This is a genomic window from Bradyrhizobium sp. ORS 86, from assembly GCF_045571475.1.
GTDB lineage: Bacteria > Pseudomonadota > Alphaproteobacteria > Rhizobiales > Xanthobacteraceae > Bradyrhizobium.
Map to the genome: position 1 here is coordinate 6,219,682 of NZ_CP120699.1, position 22,608 is coordinate 6,242,289.

A 22,608-nucleotide genomic window follows, 5' to 3' on the forward strand; every position below is an offset into this window, starting at 1 on the left:
GATGCAACTCGGCATGATCGGCTTGGGGCGGATGGGCGGCAATATCGTCCGCCGCCTGATGAAGCACGGCCACACGGCCGTGGTCTACGACAAGGACGCCAAAGCGGTGGCGTCGCTTGCCGCCGACCATGCCGTACCCTCCTCGTCGCTGGAGGACTTCGTGCGCAAGCTGCAGGCTCCGCGCACCGCTTGGGTGATGCTGCCGGCGGGCAAGATCACCGAGGCCACCATCGACGCGCTCTCGAAGCTGATGCAGCCGGGCGACGTCATCATCGACGGCGGCAACACGTTCTGGCAGGACGACGTTCGCCGCGGCAAGGCGCTGAAAGAGCGCGGGCTGCATTATGTCGATGTCGGCACCAGCGGCGGCATCTGGGGCATCGAGCGCGGTTACTGCATGATGATCGGCGGCGACAAAGCCGTAGTCGACCGGCTCGACCCGATCTTCAAGGCGCTGGCGCCCGGCCTTGGCGACATCCCTCGCACGCCCGGCCGCGAAGGCCGCGATCCCCGCGTCGAGCAGGGCTATATCCATGCCGGTCCCGTCGGCGCCGGACATTTCGTCAAGATGATCCACAACGGCATCGAATATGGCCTGATGCAGGCCTATGCCGAAGGTTTCGACATCCTCAAGAATGCCAACATCGAGGCGCTGCCGCCGGATCATCGCTTCGACCTCAACATCGCCGACATCGCCGAAGTGTGGCGGCGCGGCAGCGTGATCCCGTCATGGCTGCTCGATCTCACGGCGACCGCGCTCGCGGAGAACCATACGCTCGACAACTACTCGGGGTTCGTCGAGGATTCCGGTGAAGGACGCTGGACCGTCAATGCCGCGGTTGACGAAGCCGTGCCGGCCGAGGTGCTGACCGCCGCGCTCTACACACGCTTCCGCTCGCGCAAGGATCACACCTTCGCGGAGAAGGTCCTTTCGGCGATGCGTGCAGGCTTCGGCGGCCACAAGGAGCCACCCAAGAAGGGATAGTGAATGGCTGAAGGTCACGTGCAGAAGAAACCCGATCCCTGCTCCTTCATCATCTTCGGCGCCACCGGCGACCTGACGCACCGGCTTGTCATCCCCGCCCTCTACAATCTCGCCGCCGGCAACCTGCTGCCCGACAAGTTCTGCGTCGTTGGCATTGCTCGCAAGGGCATGTCGAGCGATCAGATGACCGACAGCTTGATGCAGGGGCTGCGCAAGTTCGCGACCCGCCCCGTGGACGATGCGACTGCCAAGCGGCTGTTCGAATGCGTCACCGCGATCGAAGCTGACCCGAAGGACCCATCGTCCTTCGATGAGATGAAGGAACAGCTCGAAAAGCTCGAAAGAGCGCGCGGCACCGGCGGCAACCGGCTGTTCTATCTCGCGACCCCGCCCAACGCGTTCCTGCCGATCAGCCAGCAGCTTGGGCGTACCGGCATGCTGGAAGAGAACGGCGCCTGGCGGCGATTGGTGGTGGAGAAGCCGTTCGGCACCGACCTCGCATCGGCCAAGGCGCTGAACGCCGCGCTGCTGAAGCTGATGGACGAGCATCAGATCTATCGGATCGATCACTATCTCGGCAAGGAAACCGTCCAGAACATCCTGGTGTTGCGTTTTGCCAACGGCATGTTCGAGCCGATCTGGAACCGCACTCACATCGACCACGTCCAGATCACGGTCGACGAGAAGATCGGCGTCGGCCATCGCGGCAGCTTCTACGACGCCACCGGCGCGCTGCGCGATATGGTGCCGAACCACCTGTTTCAGTTGCTGTCATTGGTGACGATGGAGCCGCCCGCGCGGTTCGACGCGCATGCGGTGCGGTCAGAAAAGGCCGAGGTGCTCGGCGCGATCCAGATCCAGAGCGAGCACGACGCGCTGTACAATTCGGTGCGCGGCCAGTATCGCGGCGGCAAGGTCGGCGACACCGAGATCGAGGATTATCTCAAGACACCCGACGTCCGCCCCGACAGCACCACCGAAACCTACGCCGCGCTCAAGCTGACCATCGACAACTGGCGCTGGGCCGGCGTGCCGTTCTATCTGCGCACCGGCAAGGCGCTCGGCATCAAGCGCACCGAGATCGCGATCAAGTTCAAGCAGGCGCCGTTCTCGATGTTCCGCACCACGCCGGTCGACCGCCTGTCGCAGAACTATCTGGTGATCTCGACCGAGCCGACCGAGGGCATCGAGCTGCAGTTCAACACCAAGGTGCCCGGCCCGGTCATCGATATCGACGGCGTCGAGATGAAGTTCCGCTACAAGGACTACTTCAAGGCGGAGCCATCGACAGGCTACGAGACGCTGATCTACGACTGCATGATCGGCGACAACATCCTGTTCCAGCGCGCGGACAGCGTCGAGGCCGGCTGGCAGGCGGTGCAGCCCTTCCTTGATGCCTGGAAGAACGCCGGCGGACGAGGCCTGCAGCCCTACAAGGCCGGCTGCGAGGGGCCGGAGGCCGCCAACGCGCTCTTGACGCGCGACGGTCGCAGTTGGCGGAAGCTCGGCTGACCATGGCAGCGGGCACCGAGCGCAGGATCATCCCCGTCGCCGACCCGGCCGCGCTGGCGAAGGCCGCGGCCGCGCGCGTGATCGCAAGGATCGCAGAGAACAGCGGCCGGATCGCGATCTGCCTCACTGGCGGCTCCAGCCCCAAGGCGCTCTACGAGCTCCTGGCGACGCCGGAGTATCGCAGCAGAATCCCGTGGGATCGCGTCGAGTGGTTCATCGGCGACGAACGCTTGGTGCCACGCAAGGACCCGCTGCACAACATGAGCATGGCGCGTCAGGCCTTCCTCGACCGCTGCGCGCCGGCGGCCAATGTCCATCCGATCGCGACCGATACCGCCGACCTCCTGGGCCCGGACAAGAGCGCGGCGCTCTACGAGAACGAGCTGATGGCGTTCTACGGCGCCGAGCAGCTCGATCCGGCGCGGCCACTGTTCGACCTCGTGCTGATGGGCGTCGGCCCCGATGGGCACACCGCTTCGCTGTTTCCCGGCTATCCCGCGGTCGCGGAAACTGCGCGCTGGGTGGTTGGGGTGCCCAAGGCCAATGTCGAGCCCTTCGTGCCGCGCGTCTCGCTGACCCTGCCTGCACTCGCCTCCTGCCGCGAGATGCTGTTCGAGATCGCAGGCCAGGGCAAGCGCGCGATCTTGACGCGACTGCTCGCGGGCGAGAACCTCCCGGCGAATCGCGCGCGATCGCAGCACGAGACCATCTGGCTCGTCGATCAAGCCGCGCTGCCGGAGGACTTTCGTGGGTGACAAGGACAGCCCCTGTGCACTGGTGGTGATGGGTGTTTCCGGCTCGGGCAAAAGCACCATCGCCGATCGCCTCGCAATCAGGATCGGCTGGCGCTACGAGGATGGCGACACCTTCCACCCGCCCGCCAATGTCGCCAAGATGAGCGCCGGCCAGCCGCTGACCGACGAGGACCGCTGGCCATGGCTGCAAGCGATCGCCGACGAGATCGACCGGACCTGCCGAGTGCGCGAACGCGCCGTGATCGCCTGCTCCGCGCTGAAGCGCACCTACCGCGACATCCTGGTGCACGGACGCGACGACGTCCGCATCATCTTCCTCGAGGGCACGAAGGACCTGATCGCCGCGCGCCTTGCCGCGCGCAAGGGCCATTTCATGCCGCCTGGTCTGCTCACCAGCCAGTTCAGAACGCTGGAGCCGCCGACCGCGGATGAGCGCCCGATCGTGGTCGCGATCAACCGCACGGTCGATGCCATCGTCGGCGACATTGTCAGCCAACTCAACCTGGATCGCCCATGACCCGTATCGACCTTGTCGTGTCCGACGTCGACGGCACGCTCCTGACCAACGACAAGATCCTGACCGATGCCGCCAAGGCCGCCGTGCACAGGCTGCACGATGCCGGGATCGGCTTTACCATTGTCTCCAGCCGGCCGACGATCGGCATGGATTTCCTGATCGCGCCGCTCGCCATCACGCTGCCGATCGGCGCCTTCAACGGCTCCTCGATCGTCGATGCAACGCTCAATCCGGTCGAGCAGCACCTGATTCCGCCCGCGATCGTACAGCGCAGCATCGACCTGCTGCACGCGCGCGGCGTCGACATCTGGCTGTTCACCAACGACCGCTGGCTGACCCGCAACCCCCAGGGCGAATACGTCGCGCACGAGCAGCACACGATCAAACACGATCCGACCATCGTCACGGATTTTGCGCCCTATCTCGGTCAGGCCTGCAAGATCGTCGGCGCGAGCCCGGACGCCGCTTTGCTGAAGCGGTGCGAGGCCGAGATGCAGCAGGCGGTCGGCGACCAAGCGAATGCGATCCGCTCTCAGACCTACTATCTCGACATCACGCCGCCCGGCCACGACAAGGGCACCTTCGTCGAGACCATCGCCAAACGCGTCGGCGTGCCGCTCGCGCATGTCGCGACGATCGGCGACATGCAAAACGATCTCGCGATGTTCGCAAAGAGCGGCGTCTCCTTCGCGATGGGTAACGCCAGCGACGACGTGAAGGCGCGCGCCACACACGTCACCGACAGCAATGAGCACGACGGCTTCGCGCGCGCGGTGGATGTCGTGCTCGGGTTCGGCCGGTAGGTCGCACCCATTGCGACCGTTTATTGCGACCGTTGCATCGCCGGCTTCTCCGCCTCCGCCTTGGCGGAACTCAGATTGTGCGCGGTGTTGATCAGCGCGATATGGGTCAGCGCTTGCGGGAAGTTGCCGGTCAGCCGGCCGGCGCCTGAATCGAACTCCTCCGCGAGCAGGCCGAGATCGTTGGCGACCGCCACCACGCGGTCGAACATGGTCTGGGCTTTGTCGAGATCGCCCGCCAACACATGGGCGTCGGCGAGCCACAGGCTGCAAGCAAGGAACGCCCCCTCGATCGGCTGCTTTTCCTCGGAGACCTCGCGCGGATCATGGCGCAGCACGAAGCCGTCGCGCATCATGTATCTTTCGATCGCCTCGATGGTCCCGCGGACACGCGGATCGGTCGGCGGCAGGAAGCCGACCGCCGGCAGCAACAGGATGCTGGCATCGAGGAGTTGCGAGCCATAGCTTTGGACAAAGCTGTTGAGCTTGCGGTCGAAACCTTTCTGGCAGACGTCCCGGTGGATCGCCTCGCGCAACACCCGCCACTTGACGAGCGGCGCCTTGAAGCCGAACCGCTCCGCGCCCTTGATGGCTCGATCGAAGGCGACCCAGGCCATGACCTTGGAGAGCACATAGTGCCTGGGCTCGTCGCGGCGTTCCCAGATGCCGTGATCCGGTTTGTCCCATATGTCGGCGAGATGATTGACGACGGTGCATTCCAGCGACCAGGTCTCCTCGCCGAGGTTGAGCTTGGCCATACGGGATTGGTGGAAAGCATCGATCAATTCGCCGTAGACATCGAGCTGCAGTTGCGCATGGGCTGCATTTCCGATGCGCACCGGCTGCGCCCCCTCATAGCCGGGTAGCCATCCGGCCTCCCATTCCAGAAGGCGGCGCTGGCCCATGATGCCGTACATGATCTGCATATCGGCAGGCGTTCCGGCCACCGCCCGCTGCAGCCAACTGTGCCAGGCCGCCGCTTCCTCGGTATAGCCCGAGTTGATCAGCGCCAGCAGTGTGAAGGTGGCATCGCGCAGCCAGCAGTATCGATAGTCCCAGTTGCGCGCCCCGCCGAGCTTTTCCGGCAACGAGGTGGTCGGCGCAGCGACGATACCGCCGGTCGGCCTGAACGTCAGCGCCTTCAGCGTGATCAGCGAGCGCATCACGAGGTCGTGGTTGACACCGTCATAGCTGCATCGGCTGCACCATTCGGTCCAGTAGTCCTCGGCATCCTTCAGCGCCGCTTCCGGATCGATCGGCTCCGGGACTGGAAAATGCGATGGGCCGTAGGTCAGCACGAAGGAGATCGTCTCCCCCTCACCAATCTCGAAATCGGCCACCGTGGTCAGGTCCTCGCCGCGGGTTTCGACCTGAGTGCGCAGCACGATCATGTCCTGCCCGCAGATCGCGAGCAGCCCCGGCCCATCCGGATTCCTCCTCACCCAGGGCACATCGATCCCGAGTCCGAAGCGGATCACCAGATCCATCCGCATCTTGACCCGGCCGCGGACCCCGCGGACGAGGCGGACCACGTCGGAAGCCTTGCCGCGCGGCGGCATGAAATCGATCAACGTGACCTCGCCGCGCTCCGTCTCGAACCGCGTCTCCAGGATCAGCGTATTGTCCCGGTAGCAGCGTGACGTTCCGGTGATCTCGTCCGCGGGCGAAATCCGCCACCGGCCCTGCTTCGGCGTGCCGAGCAGTGCCGCAAAACAGGCATCGGAATCGAAGTTCGGCCAGCACAGCCAGTCGATCGACCCGTCGCGGCCGACCAGCGCTGCGGTCTCGCAATCGCCGATCAGTCCGTAGTCTTCGATCCGGGAGGCCAAGTGCCGCGCTCCGCGTTAGCTTGCTCGCGACCGCTCGCGGGTCGCACGCTTGAGCGCTTCGAGGTCGATCGCCGATGATAGTTGCTCGATCGGGACCGGAAGCCGCCGGCGCCAGTTTGGATGCTCGTAGACGGTGCCAGGAATATTCGGCTGCTCGATCAGGCCGAGCAGATCCTCCATCGAAACCGCCAACATCCGCGATCGGGTCCGCGCCAGGAAGCTCACCACCGAATAGAAATCGTTGTTGTGGATGTCATGCCGGCGCAGCACATCGTCGAGCTGGCCGAGTGCGTGCCAGCGTCCCTGGTCGGTTTCCCCCGGATCGATCCCGAGCGCGCGCTTGGTCTTGAGATCGCTGAAGGAGCGCCAGCCGGCATAGGTCGAGAGGTCGTGGGTATTGAAGGTGACGAGCGCATCGGCAAGGTAATAGTCGGCGTTGCGGAAGGCACCACGCTCGTCGGTTTCGAACATCATCACGAGGTAGGACCAGATGCCCCAGCCGTTCATCTGCTCACGAAAACCTTCCGGCACGGTGCCGAGATCCTCGCCGATCACGACGCAGCGATTGGCGACGCTCTCCTGCGCGGTCGCCGCCAGCATCGCCTCGAACGGCATCAGCGCATAGGCGCCGTTGGCGGGGCCGAAGCCGCGCGGCACGAGATAGAGCCGCTTCAGCCCGAACGCATGGTCAAGCCTGACGGCGCCGGCATGCCGCATCGCGGCACGCAGCATCTGTGTGAACGGCTCGAAGGCGCGCAGTTCGAGGCCCGCGGCATTGAAGCCGGCGAGGCCCCAATCCTGACCGGCGGTGTTGAGCGGGTCTGGCGGCGCGCCGACGCCGAGGTGGCGTGAGATCGCGGTCTGTTCATTCCATGCGTCGAAACCGTCCGACTGCACGCCGACGGCGACGTCGAGATAGAGCCCGACGTGCATGCCGAGCTTGTGCGCCAGTGCCTGGCAGGCGCCGAGCTGGCGATCGGCGATCCACTGCACGAATTCGACGAATTCGACCTCGGCGGCGGTGTCATGTGCCCTGCGCAACTTCGCACACGCCGTGTCGTTGGGTTGCCGCCACTCATCCGGCCATTCCCACCACGGCGTGTTGAGTTTGTGCCTGATGACCTCGAAGCAGGCGAAGTGCGACAACAGAGTGCCTTGCTCGCGGCGATAGCTCTCAAAATCTTGCCAGCGGCCCGGGTCCGGATTGGCCTTGAAGGCGGCAAAGGCCGCCTGCAGCGCGCGCCACTTCAGCGCGGCGACCGCAACATAGTCGACCATGTCGCCGGCGCGGAGCTGCGCCAGCGCTGCTTGCGTCTCCGCATCGATCTTGAACTCGGGGATGGCTTCGACATCGATGTAAAGCGCATTGAGAAACAGCCGGCTGTTCGGCGAGTAAGGGCTGCAATCGCCGGGCCGATCGTCGAACAAGGCGTGCAGCGGATTGAGCCCGATGCCGTGGGCCCCGACCTGACGGGCGAATTCGAGCAGATGATGCACGTCGGTGAAGTCGCCGATGCCCCAGTTGCGCGCGGAGCGCACGCCATAGAGCTGCACCGCGATCACCCAACAGCGCTCGAAGTCGCTGCCAAAGGCGCCCGCCGGCGCAACCAGCAGCGGTACCTCTTCGCTCGCGCCGGACGCATCCGACAGGTACAGGCGATGCACACCTTCGGGCAGATTGGTCGGCCAAGCCACGTTGCGGTCGTGCGTCTCGCCTTGCGCGAGCACGCCGGAACCGTTCGTGACCTTCCACTGCACCGGAAGCCGGACGACCTCCGGCAACGCGGTTCGCGGTTCGCGGCCGGCGCGAATGACCACCGGGTCGGCGATCAGCGGGCGCGGCGTGTGCGGCGGCAACGCATCGAGGATCGCCGAGAGCGCCTCAGGGGTCGTCACACGGCGGTGACCACTGCCGTCGATATATTCAGTCTGGATTCCCAGGGTTCTGGCTTTGGCGTAAAGGTCCATTCGGTACGCTGCTCGCTCGCAACGAAATTTGGCTCGTTGCTAAATTGTCCAGAAAGAGGAAAGGGATAGACGATGCTCAACGCTCTACCCCGCCTTGCGTTCCCGCCGGGAACCAATGTCCGGCGAGCGGCTTTCTATATGGGTCTGGCGCGCCTCCTTCCCGCCGCCGGGACGTCATTTGCATGTTCGATGGCGGCATCACCGTGACCAAAACTGCCCGACCTGTCGAGAGTGCCAGCGGCACTTTTCATATCACCGATGTCTATCCGTCGGTCGATTGCGGCCGTTTTCCGGTCAAGCGGATCGTAGGCGAACCCGTTGAAGTGTGGGCTGACATCTACCGTGACGGACATCACGTGATTGCCGCCGCACTGGTGTGGCGGCGCGACGGCGATGACGAATGGCAGCACGCACCGATGAGGCTGCACAGCGATGACCGCTGGGGTGGCCGCTTCGTTCTCGACCGGCCCGGCCGTTACACCTTCGCGATCGAGGCGTGGACCGACGAATTCGCTGGCTGGCGGCAGCGCTTCGAGCAAAACCAGAACAGCGCCCGTGACCTCGTGGTGGACGCGATCGAAGGCGCGGGCCTGCTGACTCAGGCGCAAGCGCGGGACCCGGCAGCGGCGGCCGTGATCATCAGGCAGTGCGAGATCTATCTGCAGACCGGCGAAGCTGGCGCGCTGCTCGCGCCGGAATTGGAGGCGGCGATGGCCGGCAGCCAGTTTCGTCCCGACCTGACCAGGTCACCGCTATATCCCCTGGTCGCCGACCGCCTGCGGGCGCGGTATGGTGCCTGGTATCAGATGTTTCCGCGCAGCCAAGGCAAGGTACCCGGCGCCCATGCGAGCTTCCACGATTGCATCGCCCGGTTGCCCGACATCGCTGCGATGGGCTTCGACGTCATCCTGCTCACGCCGATCCATCCTATTGGACACGGACGCCGCAAGGGCCGCAACAATGCGGCAACCGCGCGGCCCGGCGATCCCGGCAGCCCTTATGCGGTCGGCTCTGCGGACGGCGGCCACGATGCGGTACATCCCGAGCTCGGCACGATGGAGGACTTCCGCGCCTTTGTCGCTGCTTGCCGAACGCAAGGCATGGAGGTCGCACTCGACTTCGCCGTGCAATGCTCGCCCGATCATCCCTGGCTGAAGCGGCATCCGCAATGGTTCAAGCGGCGCCCGGACGGATCGATACGCCCTGCCGGCGATCGAGCGCAGCGCGACGATGCCGTCGATTTCGACTTCGCGAGCGAGGATGCCGCTGCGCTGTGGCAGGCGCTACGTGACGTCGTGCTGTTCTGGGTCAACCAAGGCGTCAGGATTTTCCGAATCGACAATCCGCATGGCCAGCCTTTGGCCTTCTGGGAATGGCTGATCCGCGAAGTGCAGCGTCATGATCCCGAGGTCGTCTTCCTGGCGGGCGCCTTTGTGCGGCCGAAGCTGATGAAGGGCCTCGCGAAACTCGGCTTCACCCAGTCCTGTACGTACTTCACTTGGCGCACGCTGCGCTGGGAGCTCGAGCAGCATGTCGGCGAATTGATCTCCTATCCCGAGCGCGACTTCTTTCGGCCGAATTTCTTCGTCAACACGCCTGACGTCCTGCCCTTCCACCTGCAAAGCGGCGAATCCTGGATGTTCAAATCGCGTCTCGCGCTCGCCGCGACGCTGTCGAGCAATTACGGCATCTACAGCGGCTTCGAGCTGCTGGAGCATGCCCCGGTCCCCGGCCGGGAAGAATATCTCAATGCCGAGACCTACGAGGTCAGGGTTCGCGACTGGGAACAGCCCGGGAACATCAGGCCGTATGTCGCCGCCCTCAACCGGATCAGGCGCGGCAATTCAGCGCTGCAACAGACGAGCAATCTGCGCTTTATCGGCGTTGAGGACGGCAATGTGATCGGCTTTGTCAAGGAGGCCCTCGATCAGACCAATGTGATCGCAGCCGTGATCGCATTGTCAGCCGATGTTCACGACATCTGGCTTCCACTCGGGGACACCAAGGTCGGCCCGGGCAATGCGCGTCGTCCCGTCACCGCCGTGGAAGACCTCGTCACCGGCGAGCGTCATGCACTCGAATGGGGAGGTGTCCGCCTGCGGATTGATCCCGAGCGCGATCCCGCGCGGCTGTTGCGCTGCGTGGCCTGAAGGAGCCGTCATGAACGTATTCTCCACCGTCGACACCAAGGTGAAGATCGCAACCGAGACCGCGGACGAGCTCTGGTACAAGGATGCCATCATCTATCAGCTTCACGTCAAGGCGTTTGCTGACAGCAACAACGACGGCATCGGGGACTTCGCGGGCCTGACGGAAAAACTGCCCTATCTACAGGAACTCGGCGTCACCGCGCTGTGGCTGCTGCCGTTCTATCCCTCCCCCGGCCGCGACGACGGCTACGACATCGCGGACTACGGCGACATCAACCCCGATTTCGGGACGATGAAGGATTTCAAGCGCTTTATCCAGGAGGCGAAGAAGCGCGGCCTGCGCGTCATCACCGAGCTCGTCGTCAATCACACCTCCGACCAGCATGCCTGGTTCAAGCGCGCACGCCGCAGCGCGCCGAACTCGAGCGCGCGGAGCTGGTATGTCTGGAGCGATACCGACCAGAAATATCCGGGCACCCGGATCATCTTCACGGATACCGAGAAGTCCAACTGGACCTGGGATCCGGAGGCCGGTCAGTTCTACTGGCACCGCTTCTTCTCGCACCAGCCGGACCTGAATTTCGACAATCCGCGCGTGGTGCGCGCCATCGTGCAGGTGATGAAGCGCTGGCTCGACACCGGCGTCGACGGGTTCCGGCTCGACGCCATCCCCTATCTTTGCGAGCGCGACGGCACCAACAACGAGAACCTGCCGGAGACGCATGCCATCATCAAGCAGCTACGCCAGGAGCTCGACGCCTACGCCAAGGGCAAGATCCTGCTGGCCGAGGCCAATCAATGGCCGGAGGACGTCCAGGAGTATTTCGGTCACGGCGACGAATGCCACATGGCCTACCACTTCCCGCTGATGCCGCGCATCTACATGGCCATCGCGCAGGAAGACCGCTTTCCGATCACCGACATCCTGCGGCAGACGCCGGACATCCCCGCCGTCTGCCAATGGGCGCTGTTCCTGCGCAATCACGACGAGCTGACGCTGGAAATGGTGACGGACGTCGAGCGCGACTATCTGTGGTCGACCTATGCCAACGATCCGCGCGCGCGGATCAATGTCGGCATCCGCCGGCGGCTCGCGCCGCTGATGGACAATGACCGGCGCAAGATCGAGCTGATGAACTCGCTCCTGCTCTCCTTCCCCGGAACGCCGATCATCTACTACGGCGACGAGATCGGCATGGGCGACAACATCTATCTCGGCGACCGCAACGGCGTGCGGACACCGATGCAGTGGTCGCCGGACCGCAACGGCGGTTTCTCGCGCGCCGATCCGGCGCGGCTCTACGCGCCGATGATCATGGATCCGGTCTACGGCTATGAGTCGGTCAACGTCGAGGCGCAATCGCGCAGCCTGTCGTCACTGCTCTCTGCGACCAAGCGACTGATCGCGGTGCGCAAGTCGACGCTGGCGTTCGGGCGCGGCACCATGACCTTCATCCGCCCGGAGAACCGCTCGGTGCTCGCTTATGTGCGCCAGTACCAGGGTGAGGCCATCCTGTGCGTCGCCAACCTGTCGCGCTCGGCGCAGGCCACAGAGCTCGACCTCTCCGCCTTCAAGGACCGTATTCCGCTCGAGATGCTCGGACGGACCCGCTTCCCGGCAATCGGCGAGCTGCCTTACATGATCACGCTCGCGCCCTACGGCTTCTACTGGTTCCAATTGCAGGAACGCGACAAGTCCGAGCCGGTGCCCCCGCGGGCGGTGCCGGAGTTTGAGACCCTGGTGGTGCCGCTCAACTCCACCTGGACATCGCTGGCGCGCACCCGCGGCGTGTTCGAGCACGACGTGCTGCCCGGTCATCTCGCCCGCACGCGCTGGTACCCCGAACACTCCGCAAGGGCGATCCAGCCGACGCTGGTGTCCGCGATCCCGTTTTGCGACATCGGCGACAATCGTCCCTGGCTGATCTTCTTCGAAACCACGGAGCGCGGCACGACCAGCCGTTACGTGCTGCCAATGCAGATCGAATGGGTGCGCTTCGACCGCGAGCGCTACAACCCCCGCGCGTTTGCCGCCATACGCCAGGGCGCCCGCGAGGGCACGCTGCTCGATGTCGCCACCGACCAGATTTTCACCGGACTGTTCCTGCGCAATCTGCGGGAGAACCTGACAGTCGATGAAGGCGAGCAGGGGTTGAAGCTCGAATTCCGGCCGACCAGCCGCTTCTCCGACAGGCCGGTCCGGCAGCCGGAGCGCATTCGCGTCTTCGAGAACGATCAGCCGCACTCGACCGCGCTGGTGGACAACGAATATGTCACCAAGATCTACCGGAAGCTCGAGGTCGGCATCAATCCGGAGATTGAGATGGGCCGCTTCCTCACCGAGGTGGTCAGTTTCCCGAACACGCCCGCTTTGCTCGGCACGGCCGAATTGGTCGAGGGCGACAAGCGCAGCGCGATCGCGGTCTTGCACGCCATGGTTGTCAATCAGGGCGACCTCTGGACAGTCGCGGCCGCGCATTTGGATCGCCTGGTCGAAAAGTATCGGTTGCTCCCAGCGAGCGAACACCCCGCGGAGAACAGCGATCAGGCGACCTTTCTGCACCACGTGTCGCAGAGCGGCAAGCGCCTCGCCGAGCTGCATCTTGCGCTGGCCAGCAACAGGGACCTGCCGGACTTCGCACCAGAGCCAACCAAGCCCGAGGACCTGCAACGCTGGAATGATGAGATCATGGCGCGCGCCGAGCGCGTGTTCGACACCTTGAAGCAGCGGCGCGACACCTTGAGAGATGCCGACCGGTTGCTGGCCGACCAGTTGCAGGCACAGCACGACATGCTGCCTGACCGGCTCAAGGCCCTGCTGCCGCGCGAGACCGAAGGGTTCAACATCCGCCATCATGGCGACCTGCATCTTGGCCAGTTGCTGATCGTCAAGGACGACGTATTCGTCATCGATTTCGACGGCGGGCCGGGTCGCACGATCGCGGAGCGCCGCCGCAAGGCGCCGGCCGCACGCGACGTCGCCAGCGTGGTCCGCTCGATCGACTATGCGATGACGGCCGCGCTGGAACGCGCGCTCAAAGTCGCGCCCGACGAGAGCGGCCGATTGAGCGTCGCCCTGGGCGAATGGCGCGACCGGGCAACGAACGTGTTCCTGGAAGGCTACCGCGAGGTCATGGCTGGCCAGCGCCTGTGGCCTGCCGACGCCGCCGCAGCCGATCGCCTGCTCAACTTTTTCCTGCTTGAGAAAGCCCTCTACGAGATCGAATATGAGCTCGCCAACAGGCCGGATTGGCTGCGGATTCCGCTGGCCGGCCTGTTGAGGATCCTGGCGCAACAGCCGCATGAGGTTGCATGAGCAAACTGCCTGCTGAGGCCTACGCCATCATCGAGGGCCGCCACTCGGATCCCTTCCATTATCTCGGCCTCCACACGGAGGGAGATCGCAACGTCGTGCGCGCCTTCCTGCCGGACGCCAGCAATGTCGAGGCGATCGGTGAACATGGCGAGACGGCGCCGCTTGCGCGGATTCATGACGCTGGGCTATTCGCCGGCCCCCTGCCCAACGGCTCCACGCGCTATCAGCTTCGTGCGCGCTTCGGCGACAACGTCGTTGAGTTCGAGGATGCCTACAGGTTTCCGCCGATCCTGAGCGACTTCGACCTCTATCTGCTCGGCGAAGGCACGCATCTGCGCATCTACGATACGCTCGGCGCGCATCCGATGACGCTGGACGGCATCGATGGCGTCGGCTTCGTGGTGCTGGCGCCGAACGCGCGGCGCGTCAGCGTGGTCGGTGACTTCAATTTCTGGGATGGCCGACGGCACCCAATGCGGGTCCGCGGTGTCGGCTATTGGGAGCTGTTCATCCCGCGGGCGCGCATCGGCGACCACTACAAGTTCGAGATCATCGGACAGAACGGCCAGCATCTGCCGTTGAAGTCTGATCCACTCGCGTTCGCGGCCGAGGTCCGCCCGAAGACCGCGTCGATCGTGATCGACGAACGCACTATCCCGCATCCGCGCCCGGCCCCCGATGCCGTCAACGCGTTGCGGTCGCCGGTCTCGATCTACGAGGTCCATCTCGGCTCCTGGCGACGCAAGGGTCACAACGAGTGGCTGACCTATCGCGACATGGCCGAACAGCTTCCCGGCTATGCGCGGGATATGGGCTTCACGCATGTCGAGTTCCTGCCCGTCACCGAACATCCGTTCGATGGCTCCTGGGGTTACCAGCCGACCGGCCTGTTCGCGCCGACCAGCCGCTTCGGTTCGCCGGACGACTTCGCGGCGCTGGTGGATGCCTGCCATCGCGAGGGGCTGGGCGTGCTGCTCGACTGGGTCCCCGGACATTTTCCTGACGACCCCCACGGGCTCGGCCGTTTCGACGGCACTGCGCTCTATGAGCACGCCAACCCGCTGCAGGGCCGCCATCTCGACTGGGGCACGCTGATCTACAATTACGGGCGCACCGAGATCACCAATTTCCTAGTGTCGAATGCGCTGTTCTGGCTGGACCGTTACGGCGTCGACGGGCTGCGCGTCGACGCGGTCGCCTCCATGCTTTATCTCGACTACAGCCGGCCCGCCGGCGGCTGGATCCCGAACAAGTATGGCGGTCGCGAGAACATCGAGGCCATCGATTTCCTGCGTCGCTTCAACACCGAGGTGTTCGCGCATTTCCCGCAGGCGACCACCGCGGCGGAAGAGTCAACCGCATGGCCGCAAGTATCGCGGCCGGTCGAATATGGCGGGCTCGGCTTCGGCTACAAATGGAACATGGGCTGGATGCACGACACGCTGAAATATATCGGCAAGGATCCCATCCACCGCAAATACCATCACGGCGACATCCTGTTCGGTCTGCACTACGCCTTCTCGGAAAACTTCATCCTGCCGCTGTCGCATGACGAGGTCGTGCACGGCAAGCGTTCGATCCTCGGGCGCATGCCCGGCGACGACTGGCAGCGTTTCGCCAATCTGCGCGTCTACTACAGCTTCATGTTCGGGCATCCCGGCAAGAAGCTGTTGTTCATGGGCTGCGAGTTCGGCCATGAGCGCGAGTGGGATCACGACCATTCGCTGGACTGGCACCTGCTGGGACACCCGCGGCATGTCGGCGTCCAGAATCTGGTCCGCGACCTCAACCGCCTGTATAGGGCGGTGCCGGCGCTGCACGAGCTCGACTGCGATCAGGCCGGCTTCGAATGGGTGATCACCGACGACGCCAACAACAACGTATTCGCCTGGCTCCGCAAGGGCAGCCATGATCGATCGCGCTGTCTTGTCGTCGCGAATTTCTCGCCTAACGTCTATCGCAACTACCGCGTCCGCGTGCCGTTCGCGGGCAAATGGCGCGAGGTGCTCAATTCGGACTCGGCGCATTATGGCGGCAGCAATGTCGGCAATGTCGGCGAGGTCCGCGCCTTGGAAGGCGCCACGCCCGAGCTGAGCCTGACCATTCCGCCGCTGGCTGCGATCTTTCTCGTACCGGAAAGCTGATCCATGCGACTGACCGAGGGGACGTCCTCGCGGCTTGGTGCAAGCTGGGACGGCAGGGGCACCAATTTTGCTCTGTTCTCCGCCAATGCGGAGAAGGTGGAGCTGTGCCTGTTCGACGGTCAGGGCCGCCGCGAGCTCGAGCGGATCGAGCTGCCGGAGCGCACCGAGGACGTCTGGCACGGCTATCTCAACGACGTCTCGCCCGGCCAACTCTACGGCTATCGCGTCTACGGGACCTACGCGCCGGAGCGCGGTCACCGCTTCAATGCCAACAAGCTGCTGCTCGATCCCTACGCCAAGCGGCTCGCCGGGCGACTGGTGTGGAGCGACGCCCATTTCGCCTACCGCACCGGCAGCGCGCGCGAGGACCTTTCCTTCGACCGGCGCGACAACGCCCGCGGCATGCCGAAGGCTGTGGTGGTCGACGAGACTTTCAACTGGGGCCGCCGAGAGATTCGACCGCAGATTGCCTGGGAAGACACCGTTATCTATGAGGCTCATGTCAAAGGCCTGACGCAGCGGCGCGAGGACGTGCCGCCGGGCCTGCGTGGCACCTATGGCGGCCTGTCGTCGCCCGCGATGATCGAACATCTCAAGCGGCTCGGCGTCACCACGATCGAGCTGTTGCCGATCCACGGCTTGATCGACGATCGCATCCTGGTCGAGAAGAAGCTGGCGAACTATTGGGGCTACAACACCATCGCCTTCTTCGCGCCGGAGGCGCGCTACGCGCAGGACAATGCGCTCGATTCCTTCCGCACGACGGTGGCGCGGCTGCACGACGCTGGCATCGAGGTGCTGCTCGACGTCGTCTACAATCACACCGCCGAAGGCAACCATATGGGCCCGACGCTGTGCTTCCGCGGTATCGACAACGCCTCCTACTACTGGCTGAACCGCGAGGACCCGCGCTACTACGACGACTTCACCGGTTGCGGCAGCTCGGTCAACCTCACCCACCCGCGCGTGCTGCAGATGGTGATGGACTCGCTGCGCTACTGGGTCGAGGTCTGCCATGTCGACGGCTTCCGCTTCGACCTCGCCACCACGCTGGCGCGCGGGCCGAACGGTTTCGATCGCGGACACTCGTTCCTGACCGCGGTGCGCCAGGACCCGGTGCTGGCGACCGTGAAGCTCGTCGCCGAGCCCTGGGATCTCGGCCTCGGCGGCTACCAGGTCGGCGCGTTTCCGTCACAATGGTCGGAATGGAACGATCGCTATCGCAGCGCAATGCGACGCTACTGGAGCGGCGAAGGCAGCCTGATCGGCGATATCTCGAGCCGCATGACCGCGTCCTCCGATCTGTTTCATCACGACAACCGTGCGACCCGCGCCAGCGTCAACCACATCACCGTGCATGACGGTTTCACGCTGGCCGACCTGTTCAGTTACAACGAGAAGCACAACGAGGCCAACGGCGAGGACAATCGCGACGGCTCCAACGACAATCACAGCAACAACTGCGGCCATGAAGGCCCGACCGACGATCTCGCCATCATCGCGCTGCGCCGTCAGCTCCGGAAGAATCAGCTCGCCTGTCTGCTGCTCGCGCAGGGCACGCCGCTGATCCTGGCCGGCGACGAGGTCGCCAACACGCAGAACGGCAACAACAACGCCTATTGCCAGGACAACGAGACCGGGTGGGTCGGCTGGGAGAACCTCGGCACCGAGGACGACTTGATCGATTTTATCGGCCACCTCGCCGCACTACGGCGCCGCTTCGGGCAGATCCGCTGCCAGCGCTGGCTCGCCGGCCGCCGCACCGACGGCTCGTACGGCGTGCTGTGGCTGACGCCCGCATCGGAAGACATGAAGGAATCCGACTGGAAATTCCCCGAAGGTCGCTTCCTCTCCTATGTGCTCGGGCCGATGGAACCAGGACAGGCGCCGATCTTTATCGTGCTGAACGCCGCCCCCGAGGAGATCCTCTTCAAAATGCCGGTCATGAAGGACATCAGGGCCTGGGAGCAGGTGCTGAACACGACCGAGACGGTGCAGATGCCCGCGCAGTTCGCCGGCGGCATCGACACCAAGGCGCCGCCTCGTTCTGTGCTTGCATTTGCAGGTGTCGCATGAATGCGCAGCATTTCGGTCCGGAGCTGACATCCGACGGCGTTCGCTTTCGGCTATGGGCGCCGTCCGCAAAGCGCGTCGATCTCCTGCTCGACAAATCCCATGCGCTCACACGTGACGCAGGCGGCTGGTACGTTGCCGAGATCCCCGGCGCAAGCGCTGGCACGCGCTACAAATTCCGTATCGATGACGAGGTCGACGTCCCCGATCCGGCCTCCGCTTTCCAGCCGGATGACGTGTTCGGCCCGAGCGAAGTGATCGATCACGCGGCTTTCAAATGGCGCGCGACGGAATGGCGCGGACGGCCCTGGCACGAAGCCGTCATCCTGGAGGCCCATGTCGGCACTTTCACGCGCGAAGGCAGCTATCGCGCCATGATCGACAAGCTCGATCATCTGGTTGCAACCGGCATCACCGTGCTGGAATTGATGCCGCTGGCCGATTTCGCAGGCCGCCGCAACTGGGGCTATGACGGCGTGCTGTGGTACGCCCCCGACAGCGCCTATGGTCGCCCCGACGACCTGAAGACGCTGATCGACGAGGCGCATCTGCGTGGCCTGATGGTGATGCTCGACGTGGTCTACAACCATTTCGGGCCCGAGGGGAATTACCTTGGCCGTTATGCCCCCTCCTTCTTCAGCGACGCACACACGCCATGGGGCAGCGCAATTGATTATCGCGTTCCCGAAGTGCGCGCCTTCGCTGTCGGCAACGTGCTGAATTGGCTGCGCGACTATCGCTTCGACGGGCTGCGGCTCGATGCCGTCAACACGATCGTGGAAGCCGGCGAGGTCTCGGTTCTGCATGATCTCAGTGCGGCGGCAGGACGACTCGCCGCCGAGACGGGGCGGCATATCAACCTCGTGCTCGAGAACGGCGACAACATTGCCAGCCTGCTGGACGCCGCGGAAGAACCGCCACGCGGCAAGTACCGCGGGCAGTGGAACGACGATTATCACCATGCCTGGCATGTGATCCTGACCGGCGAAACGCAGGGCTATTACGGCGACTATCAGCGCGCGCCGAAGCAGGATCTGGCGCGAGCACTGGCCTCCGGTTACGTCTATCAGGGCGAGGTCTCGGTTTTCTGGGGTGGCAAGGCTCGCGGCGAGCCGAGCGGCGCGCTGCCGCCGACCTGCTTCATCAACTTTCTGCAGAACCACGACCAGATCGGCAACCGGCCGCTGGGTGATCGTCTCGTAAGTATCGCAAGACCCGAGGCGGTCGCGGCCGCACTCGCGGTCACGTTGATCGCACCGACGACGCCGATGCTGTTCATGGGCGAGGAATGGGGCGCGACGTCGCCATTCCCGTTCTTCTGCGATTTCAAGGGCGATCTCGCCAATGCGGTCCGCAATGGCCGACGCAAGGAATTCGCCTGGGCTTACGCCAAATATGGCGACGACATTCCAGACCCGCTGGCCGATGACACCGTGCGATCGGCCACGCTGGACTGGACGGACCTTGACCACGACGCGGGCCGCGCGCGACTGACGCTGGTCCGCGACCTGCTCGCCGTGCGCCGCCGCGAGATCACGCCGCGGCTCGCGGCGGCCCGCTTCGGCGATGCCCGCATCACCGACGACCTCATGACCGCGCATTGGATGATGGGTGACGGCAGATTGCAGCTTGAGGTCAACCTGTCCGACCAAGAGATATCAAGCACGGCTCAGCCGACCGGGCGTCTGATCTGGGGTGATGGGCCGTCGGACCGCATAGCACCGTGGGCGGTGCGCTGGCATATCGGATAGCGCATGCCCCCGGCGATCCCGATCGCGACATATCGCCTGCAACTCACCGCCGATTTCGACTTCGATGCCGCAGCGCGCATCGTGCCCTATCTGAAGGCGCTCGGCGTCAGCCACCTCTACGCGTCACCCTTCATGAAGGCGCGCAAGGGGTCGGCGCACGGCTATGACGTCGTCGACCACACCAAGTTCAATCCGGAGCTCGGCGGCGAAGAAGGCTTTGCCCGGCTCAGCGAAGCCTTGAAGCAGAACGATCTCGGTCTGATCCTCGACTTCGTGCCGAACCATGTCGGCGTGCATTTCGCCGACAATCCATGGTGGCTCGACGTGCTCGAATGGGGGCCGGCGTCGCCGCACGCGGTCTCGTTCGACATCGACTGGGACCAACTGCCCTATCGCGCGCGCGGCGGCGTGCTGCTGCCGATCCTCGGCTCGTCCTACGGGCAGGCGCTGGAGCGCGGCGAGATCGAGCTGCGCTATGACGAGCGCGAGGGCAGCTTCTCGGCGTGGTATTTCGAGCACCGGCTGCCGATCGCGCCCGATCGTTACGGCGATGTGTTGCGGACCATTGTCAGAGAAGTTGCTGCAGAGGACAGCGCGGCTGGACGGGTCATACTGGCGCTCGCCGCGCGCTACAGGGGACTGCGTCATCCCAACCGCGCGGAGGCTCCGGCCTTCAAGGCCGAGTTGCGCGCGATCGACGGCGGCGCCGAGATCATTGCGCGCGGCCTTGCCGCCTATCGCGCCGGTGATGGACCCAGCCAGACGCTGGCCCTGCATCGGCTGCTGGAACGCCAGCACTACCGGCTCGGTCACTGGCGGCTTGCCTCCAGTGACATCAACTACCGCCGCTTCTTCGACGTCAACACGCTGGCGGGCCTCAGAGTCGAGGATGCCGGCACCTTCGAGGCGATCCACGGCCTGGTGAAGCGGCTGATTGCGGAGAACCGGCTGCAGGGTCTGCGGCTCGACCATATCGACGGCCTGCGCGATCCCGCGCAATATTTCCAGCGGCTGCGCCGCCTGATCCGCGCCGCGCAAGGCGCCAGGACAAGGCCGTTCTACACGGTGGTCGAAAAGATCCTCGGCGAGCAGGAGGCGCTGCCGAAATTCAGCAGCGTCCACGGCACCACGGGTTACGAATGGATGAACGCGATCAGCCATGTCCTGGTCGATGGCGGCGGACTTGATCCGCTCAGCGAAATCTGGCGCCAGATCAGCAACCAGTCGCCGAACCTGTCGCCGGTGCTGCGCGAGGCCAAGCAGCGCGTTCTGGAGACGCTGCTGACCAGTGAATTCACGGTGCTGGCCCGGCTACTGGCCCGCATCGCCAGTGGTCATTATTCGACCCGCGACTTTTCGGCCGACAGCCTGCGACAGGCGCTCGAGCTCTACGTGCTGCACTTCCCGGTCTACCGCACCTATCTCACTGGCGCTGGCACCACGGCCTATGATCGCGCGTTGATCAGCGCCACCATCGAGCGCGCCCGCGCCGACTGGTTCGCCGCCGATGGAGGCATCTTCGATTTCCTGCGCGATGCGCTGACCATGGATCTGCTCAAGCCCGGCCGCCCGCCGCACGGTGCGCCGCGGGTGCGGCGCTTCGCGCTGAAGGTGCAGCAGTTCACAGGGCCGATGATGGCGAAATCGCTGGAAGATACGACCTTCTATCGCTACCACCGCCTGCTCGCGTTCAACGAGGTCGGTGGCGATCCGGCCGCAAGCGCGCTCTCCACCGAACGCTTCCACCACTTGATGAAGACCCGAGCCCAGGAGTTGCCGCACGGGATGACCGCGACCGCCACCCACGACACCAAGCGCGGCGAGGACGCACGCGCGCGGATCATGGCGCTCGCGGAGATTCCGGGCGAATGGACCAGCACGGTCGCGCGCTGGAAGGTGTTGAACGCGCCGCATCTCGTGCTCGACGGCGAGATGCGCGCACCGTCCGCGACGTTCGAATATATGCTGTATCAGGCCCTGCTCGGCGCCTGGGATCCGGACGATGCATCTCTTCCCGCGCGCATCCAGGCCTACGCGCTGAAGGCGGCGCGCGAGGGCAAGCAGGAGACAAGCTGGCTCAATCCGCACGAGCCCTACGAGGCGGGCGTCGAGACCTTCATCGACCGGATCCTGGATCGCAAGCTTTCGCCGGAATTCCTTGAAGCCCTCGATACGCTGGCGCAGCGCACCGCGCTGATCGGCGCGCTGAACTCGCTCAGCCAGATCACGCTGAAGGCGACGATGCCGGGCGTGCCGGATTTCTATCAGGGTACAGAGGCGTGGGACCTTTCGCTGGTCGATCCTGACAACCGCCGTCCGGTCGACTTTACCGAACGCGCGAAGACGCTCGCGATGGTGGAACGGCCGGATTGGGACGCGCTGACGCAGAGCTGGCGCGACGGCCGCCTCAAGCTGGCATGGACGCGTCACCTGCTGCGGCTGCGTAACGAGGTGCCTGACGTCTTCACGAGTGGTGACTATGAACCGCTCGCAGTGAGCGGTCCGCATCGCGATCACGTCATCGCATTCGCGCGGCGCCACGGTCGTGACGCGGTCGTCGTCGCGGTCGGCCGGTGGTTCGCCCCGTTCACGCAGGGCGGACGGGCATGGCCGAGCCCGGAGTCTTTCGATGGCGCGATCGATAGTGCCGGATTTGCGACCGAACTCGGCAAGGGCGAGCTTCAGCTCTCCGCGTTGTTCAATCACCTGCCAGTCGCGGTGCTGAAAGTGAAGGTCGCAGCGCGAGCGAAGCGGACGTCGAAGCGAGCGCGCGCCGGGAGCCATTCCTAAACGCGTGACGGCCGGGGG

Annotated in this window: 13 protein-coding genes; 11 read left to right on the forward strand and 2 right to left on the reverse strand. The window is 64.7% G+C overall.

Going from position 1 to position 22,608, the window contains the following annotated elements; translation table 11 throughout:
• The first annotated feature begins 1 nt into the window (after position 1).
• The 5 genes from gnd to P6U25_RS28690 are packed head-to-tail and all read left to right on the forward strand — an operon-like array spanning position 2 to position 4,572.
• Positions 2 to 985, forward strand: coding sequence for a phosphogluconate dehydrogenase (NAD(+)-dependent, decarboxylating) (gene gnd / locus P6U25_RS28670; RefSeq protein ID WP_407148121.1), 984 nt, complete (start codon positions 2 to 4; stop codon positions 983 to 985).
• A gap of 3 nt (positions 986 to 988) precedes the next feature.
• Positions 989 to 2,497, forward strand: coding sequence for a glucose-6-phosphate dehydrogenase (gene zwf, locus P6U25_RS28675; protein ID WP_407148122.1), 1,509 nt, complete (start codon positions 989 to 991; stop codon positions 2,495 to 2,497).
• A gap of 2 nt (positions 2,498 to 2,499) precedes the next feature.
• Complete coding sequence (gene pgl / locus P6U25_RS28680; RefSeq protein ID WP_407148123.1) at positions 2,500 to 3,252, forward strand: 6-phosphogluconolactonase; 753 nt, start codon at positions 2,500 to 2,502, stop codon at positions 3,250 to 3,252.
• Positions 3,253 to 3,280: 28 nt separating this feature from the next.
• Positions 3,281 to 3,769, forward strand: a complete 489-nt coding sequence (locus tag P6U25_RS28685) for a gluconokinase (protein WP_407152636.1) — start codon at positions 3,281 to 3,283, stop codon at positions 3,767 to 3,769.
• Positions 3,766 to 4,572 (forward strand): Cof-type HAD-IIB family hydrolase, encoded by an 807-nt coding sequence (locus P6U25_RS28690; RefSeq protein ID WP_407148124.1) that lies wholly within the window; start codon positions 3,766 to 3,768, stop codon positions 4,570 to 4,572. The genes P6U25_RS28685 and P6U25_RS28690 overlap by 4 nt, the downstream gene beginning before the upstream one ends.
• A 20-nt stretch (positions 4,573 to 4,592) precedes the next feature.
• Here the strand turns inward: P6U25_RS28690 and P6U25_RS28695 are convergent, their stop codons facing one another.
• Positions 4,593 to 6,398 (reverse strand): glycoside hydrolase family 15 protein, encoded by a 1,806-nt coding sequence (locus P6U25_RS28695; protein WP_407148125.1) that lies wholly within the window; start codon positions 6,396 to 6,398, stop codon positions 4,593 to 4,595.
• 15 nt (positions 6,399 to 6,413) lie between these two features.
• The gene (malQ, locus tag P6U25_RS28700; protein WP_407148126.1) at positions 6,414 to 8,366 is read right to left on the reverse strand and encodes a 4-alpha-glucanotransferase; all 1,953 of its coding nucleotides are present in this window, start codon (positions 8,364 to 8,366) and stop codon (positions 6,414 to 6,416) included.
• Positions 8,367 to 8,569: 203 nt separating this feature from the next.
• Here malQ and P6U25_RS28705 point away from each other — a divergent pair, with 203 nt between their 5' ends.
• The 6 genes from P6U25_RS28705 to treY are packed head-to-tail and all read left to right on the forward strand — an operon-like array spanning position 8,570 to position 22,590.
• Positions 8,570 to 10,516 (forward strand): maltotransferase domain-containing protein, encoded by a 1,947-nt coding sequence (locus tag P6U25_RS28705; RefSeq protein ID WP_407148127.1) that lies wholly within the window; start codon positions 8,570 to 8,572, stop codon positions 10,514 to 10,516.
• A gap of 10 nt (positions 10,517 to 10,526) precedes the next feature.
• Complete coding sequence (treS, locus tag P6U25_RS28710) at positions 10,527 to 13,832, forward strand: maltose alpha-D-glucosyltransferase (protein WP_407148128.1); 3,306 nt, start codon at positions 10,527 to 10,529, stop codon at positions 13,830 to 13,832.
• Positions 13,829 to 15,976 (forward strand): 1,4-alpha-glucan branching protein GlgB, encoded by a 2,148-nt coding sequence (glgB, locus tag P6U25_RS28715; RefSeq protein ID WP_407148129.1) that lies wholly within the window; start codon positions 13,829 to 13,831, stop codon positions 15,974 to 15,976. The genes treS and glgB overlap by 4 nt, the downstream gene beginning before the upstream one ends.
• A 3-nt stretch (positions 15,977 to 15,979) precedes the next feature.
• Complete coding sequence (gene glgX / locus P6U25_RS28720; protein WP_407148130.1) at positions 15,980 to 18,052, forward strand: glycogen debranching protein GlgX; 2,073 nt, start codon at positions 15,980 to 15,982, stop codon at positions 18,050 to 18,052.
• Positions 18,049 to 19,800 carry a malto-oligosyltrehalose trehalohydrolase gene (gene treZ, locus P6U25_RS28725; protein ID WP_407148131.1) on the forward strand — a complete coding sequence of 584 codons (1,752 nt, stop codon included), beginning with the start codon at positions 18,049 to 18,051 and terminating at the stop codon, positions 19,798 to 19,800. Before glgX ends, treZ begins: the two co-directional genes overlap by 4 nt.
• Positions 19,801 to 19,803: 3 nt before the next feature.
• The gene (treY, locus tag P6U25_RS28730) at positions 19,804 to 22,590 is read left to right on the forward strand and encodes a malto-oligosyltrehalose synthase (protein WP_407148132.1); all 2,787 of its coding nucleotides are present in this window, start codon (positions 19,804 to 19,806) and stop codon (positions 22,588 to 22,590) included.
• Positions 22,591 to 22,608: the final 18 nt, after the last annotated feature.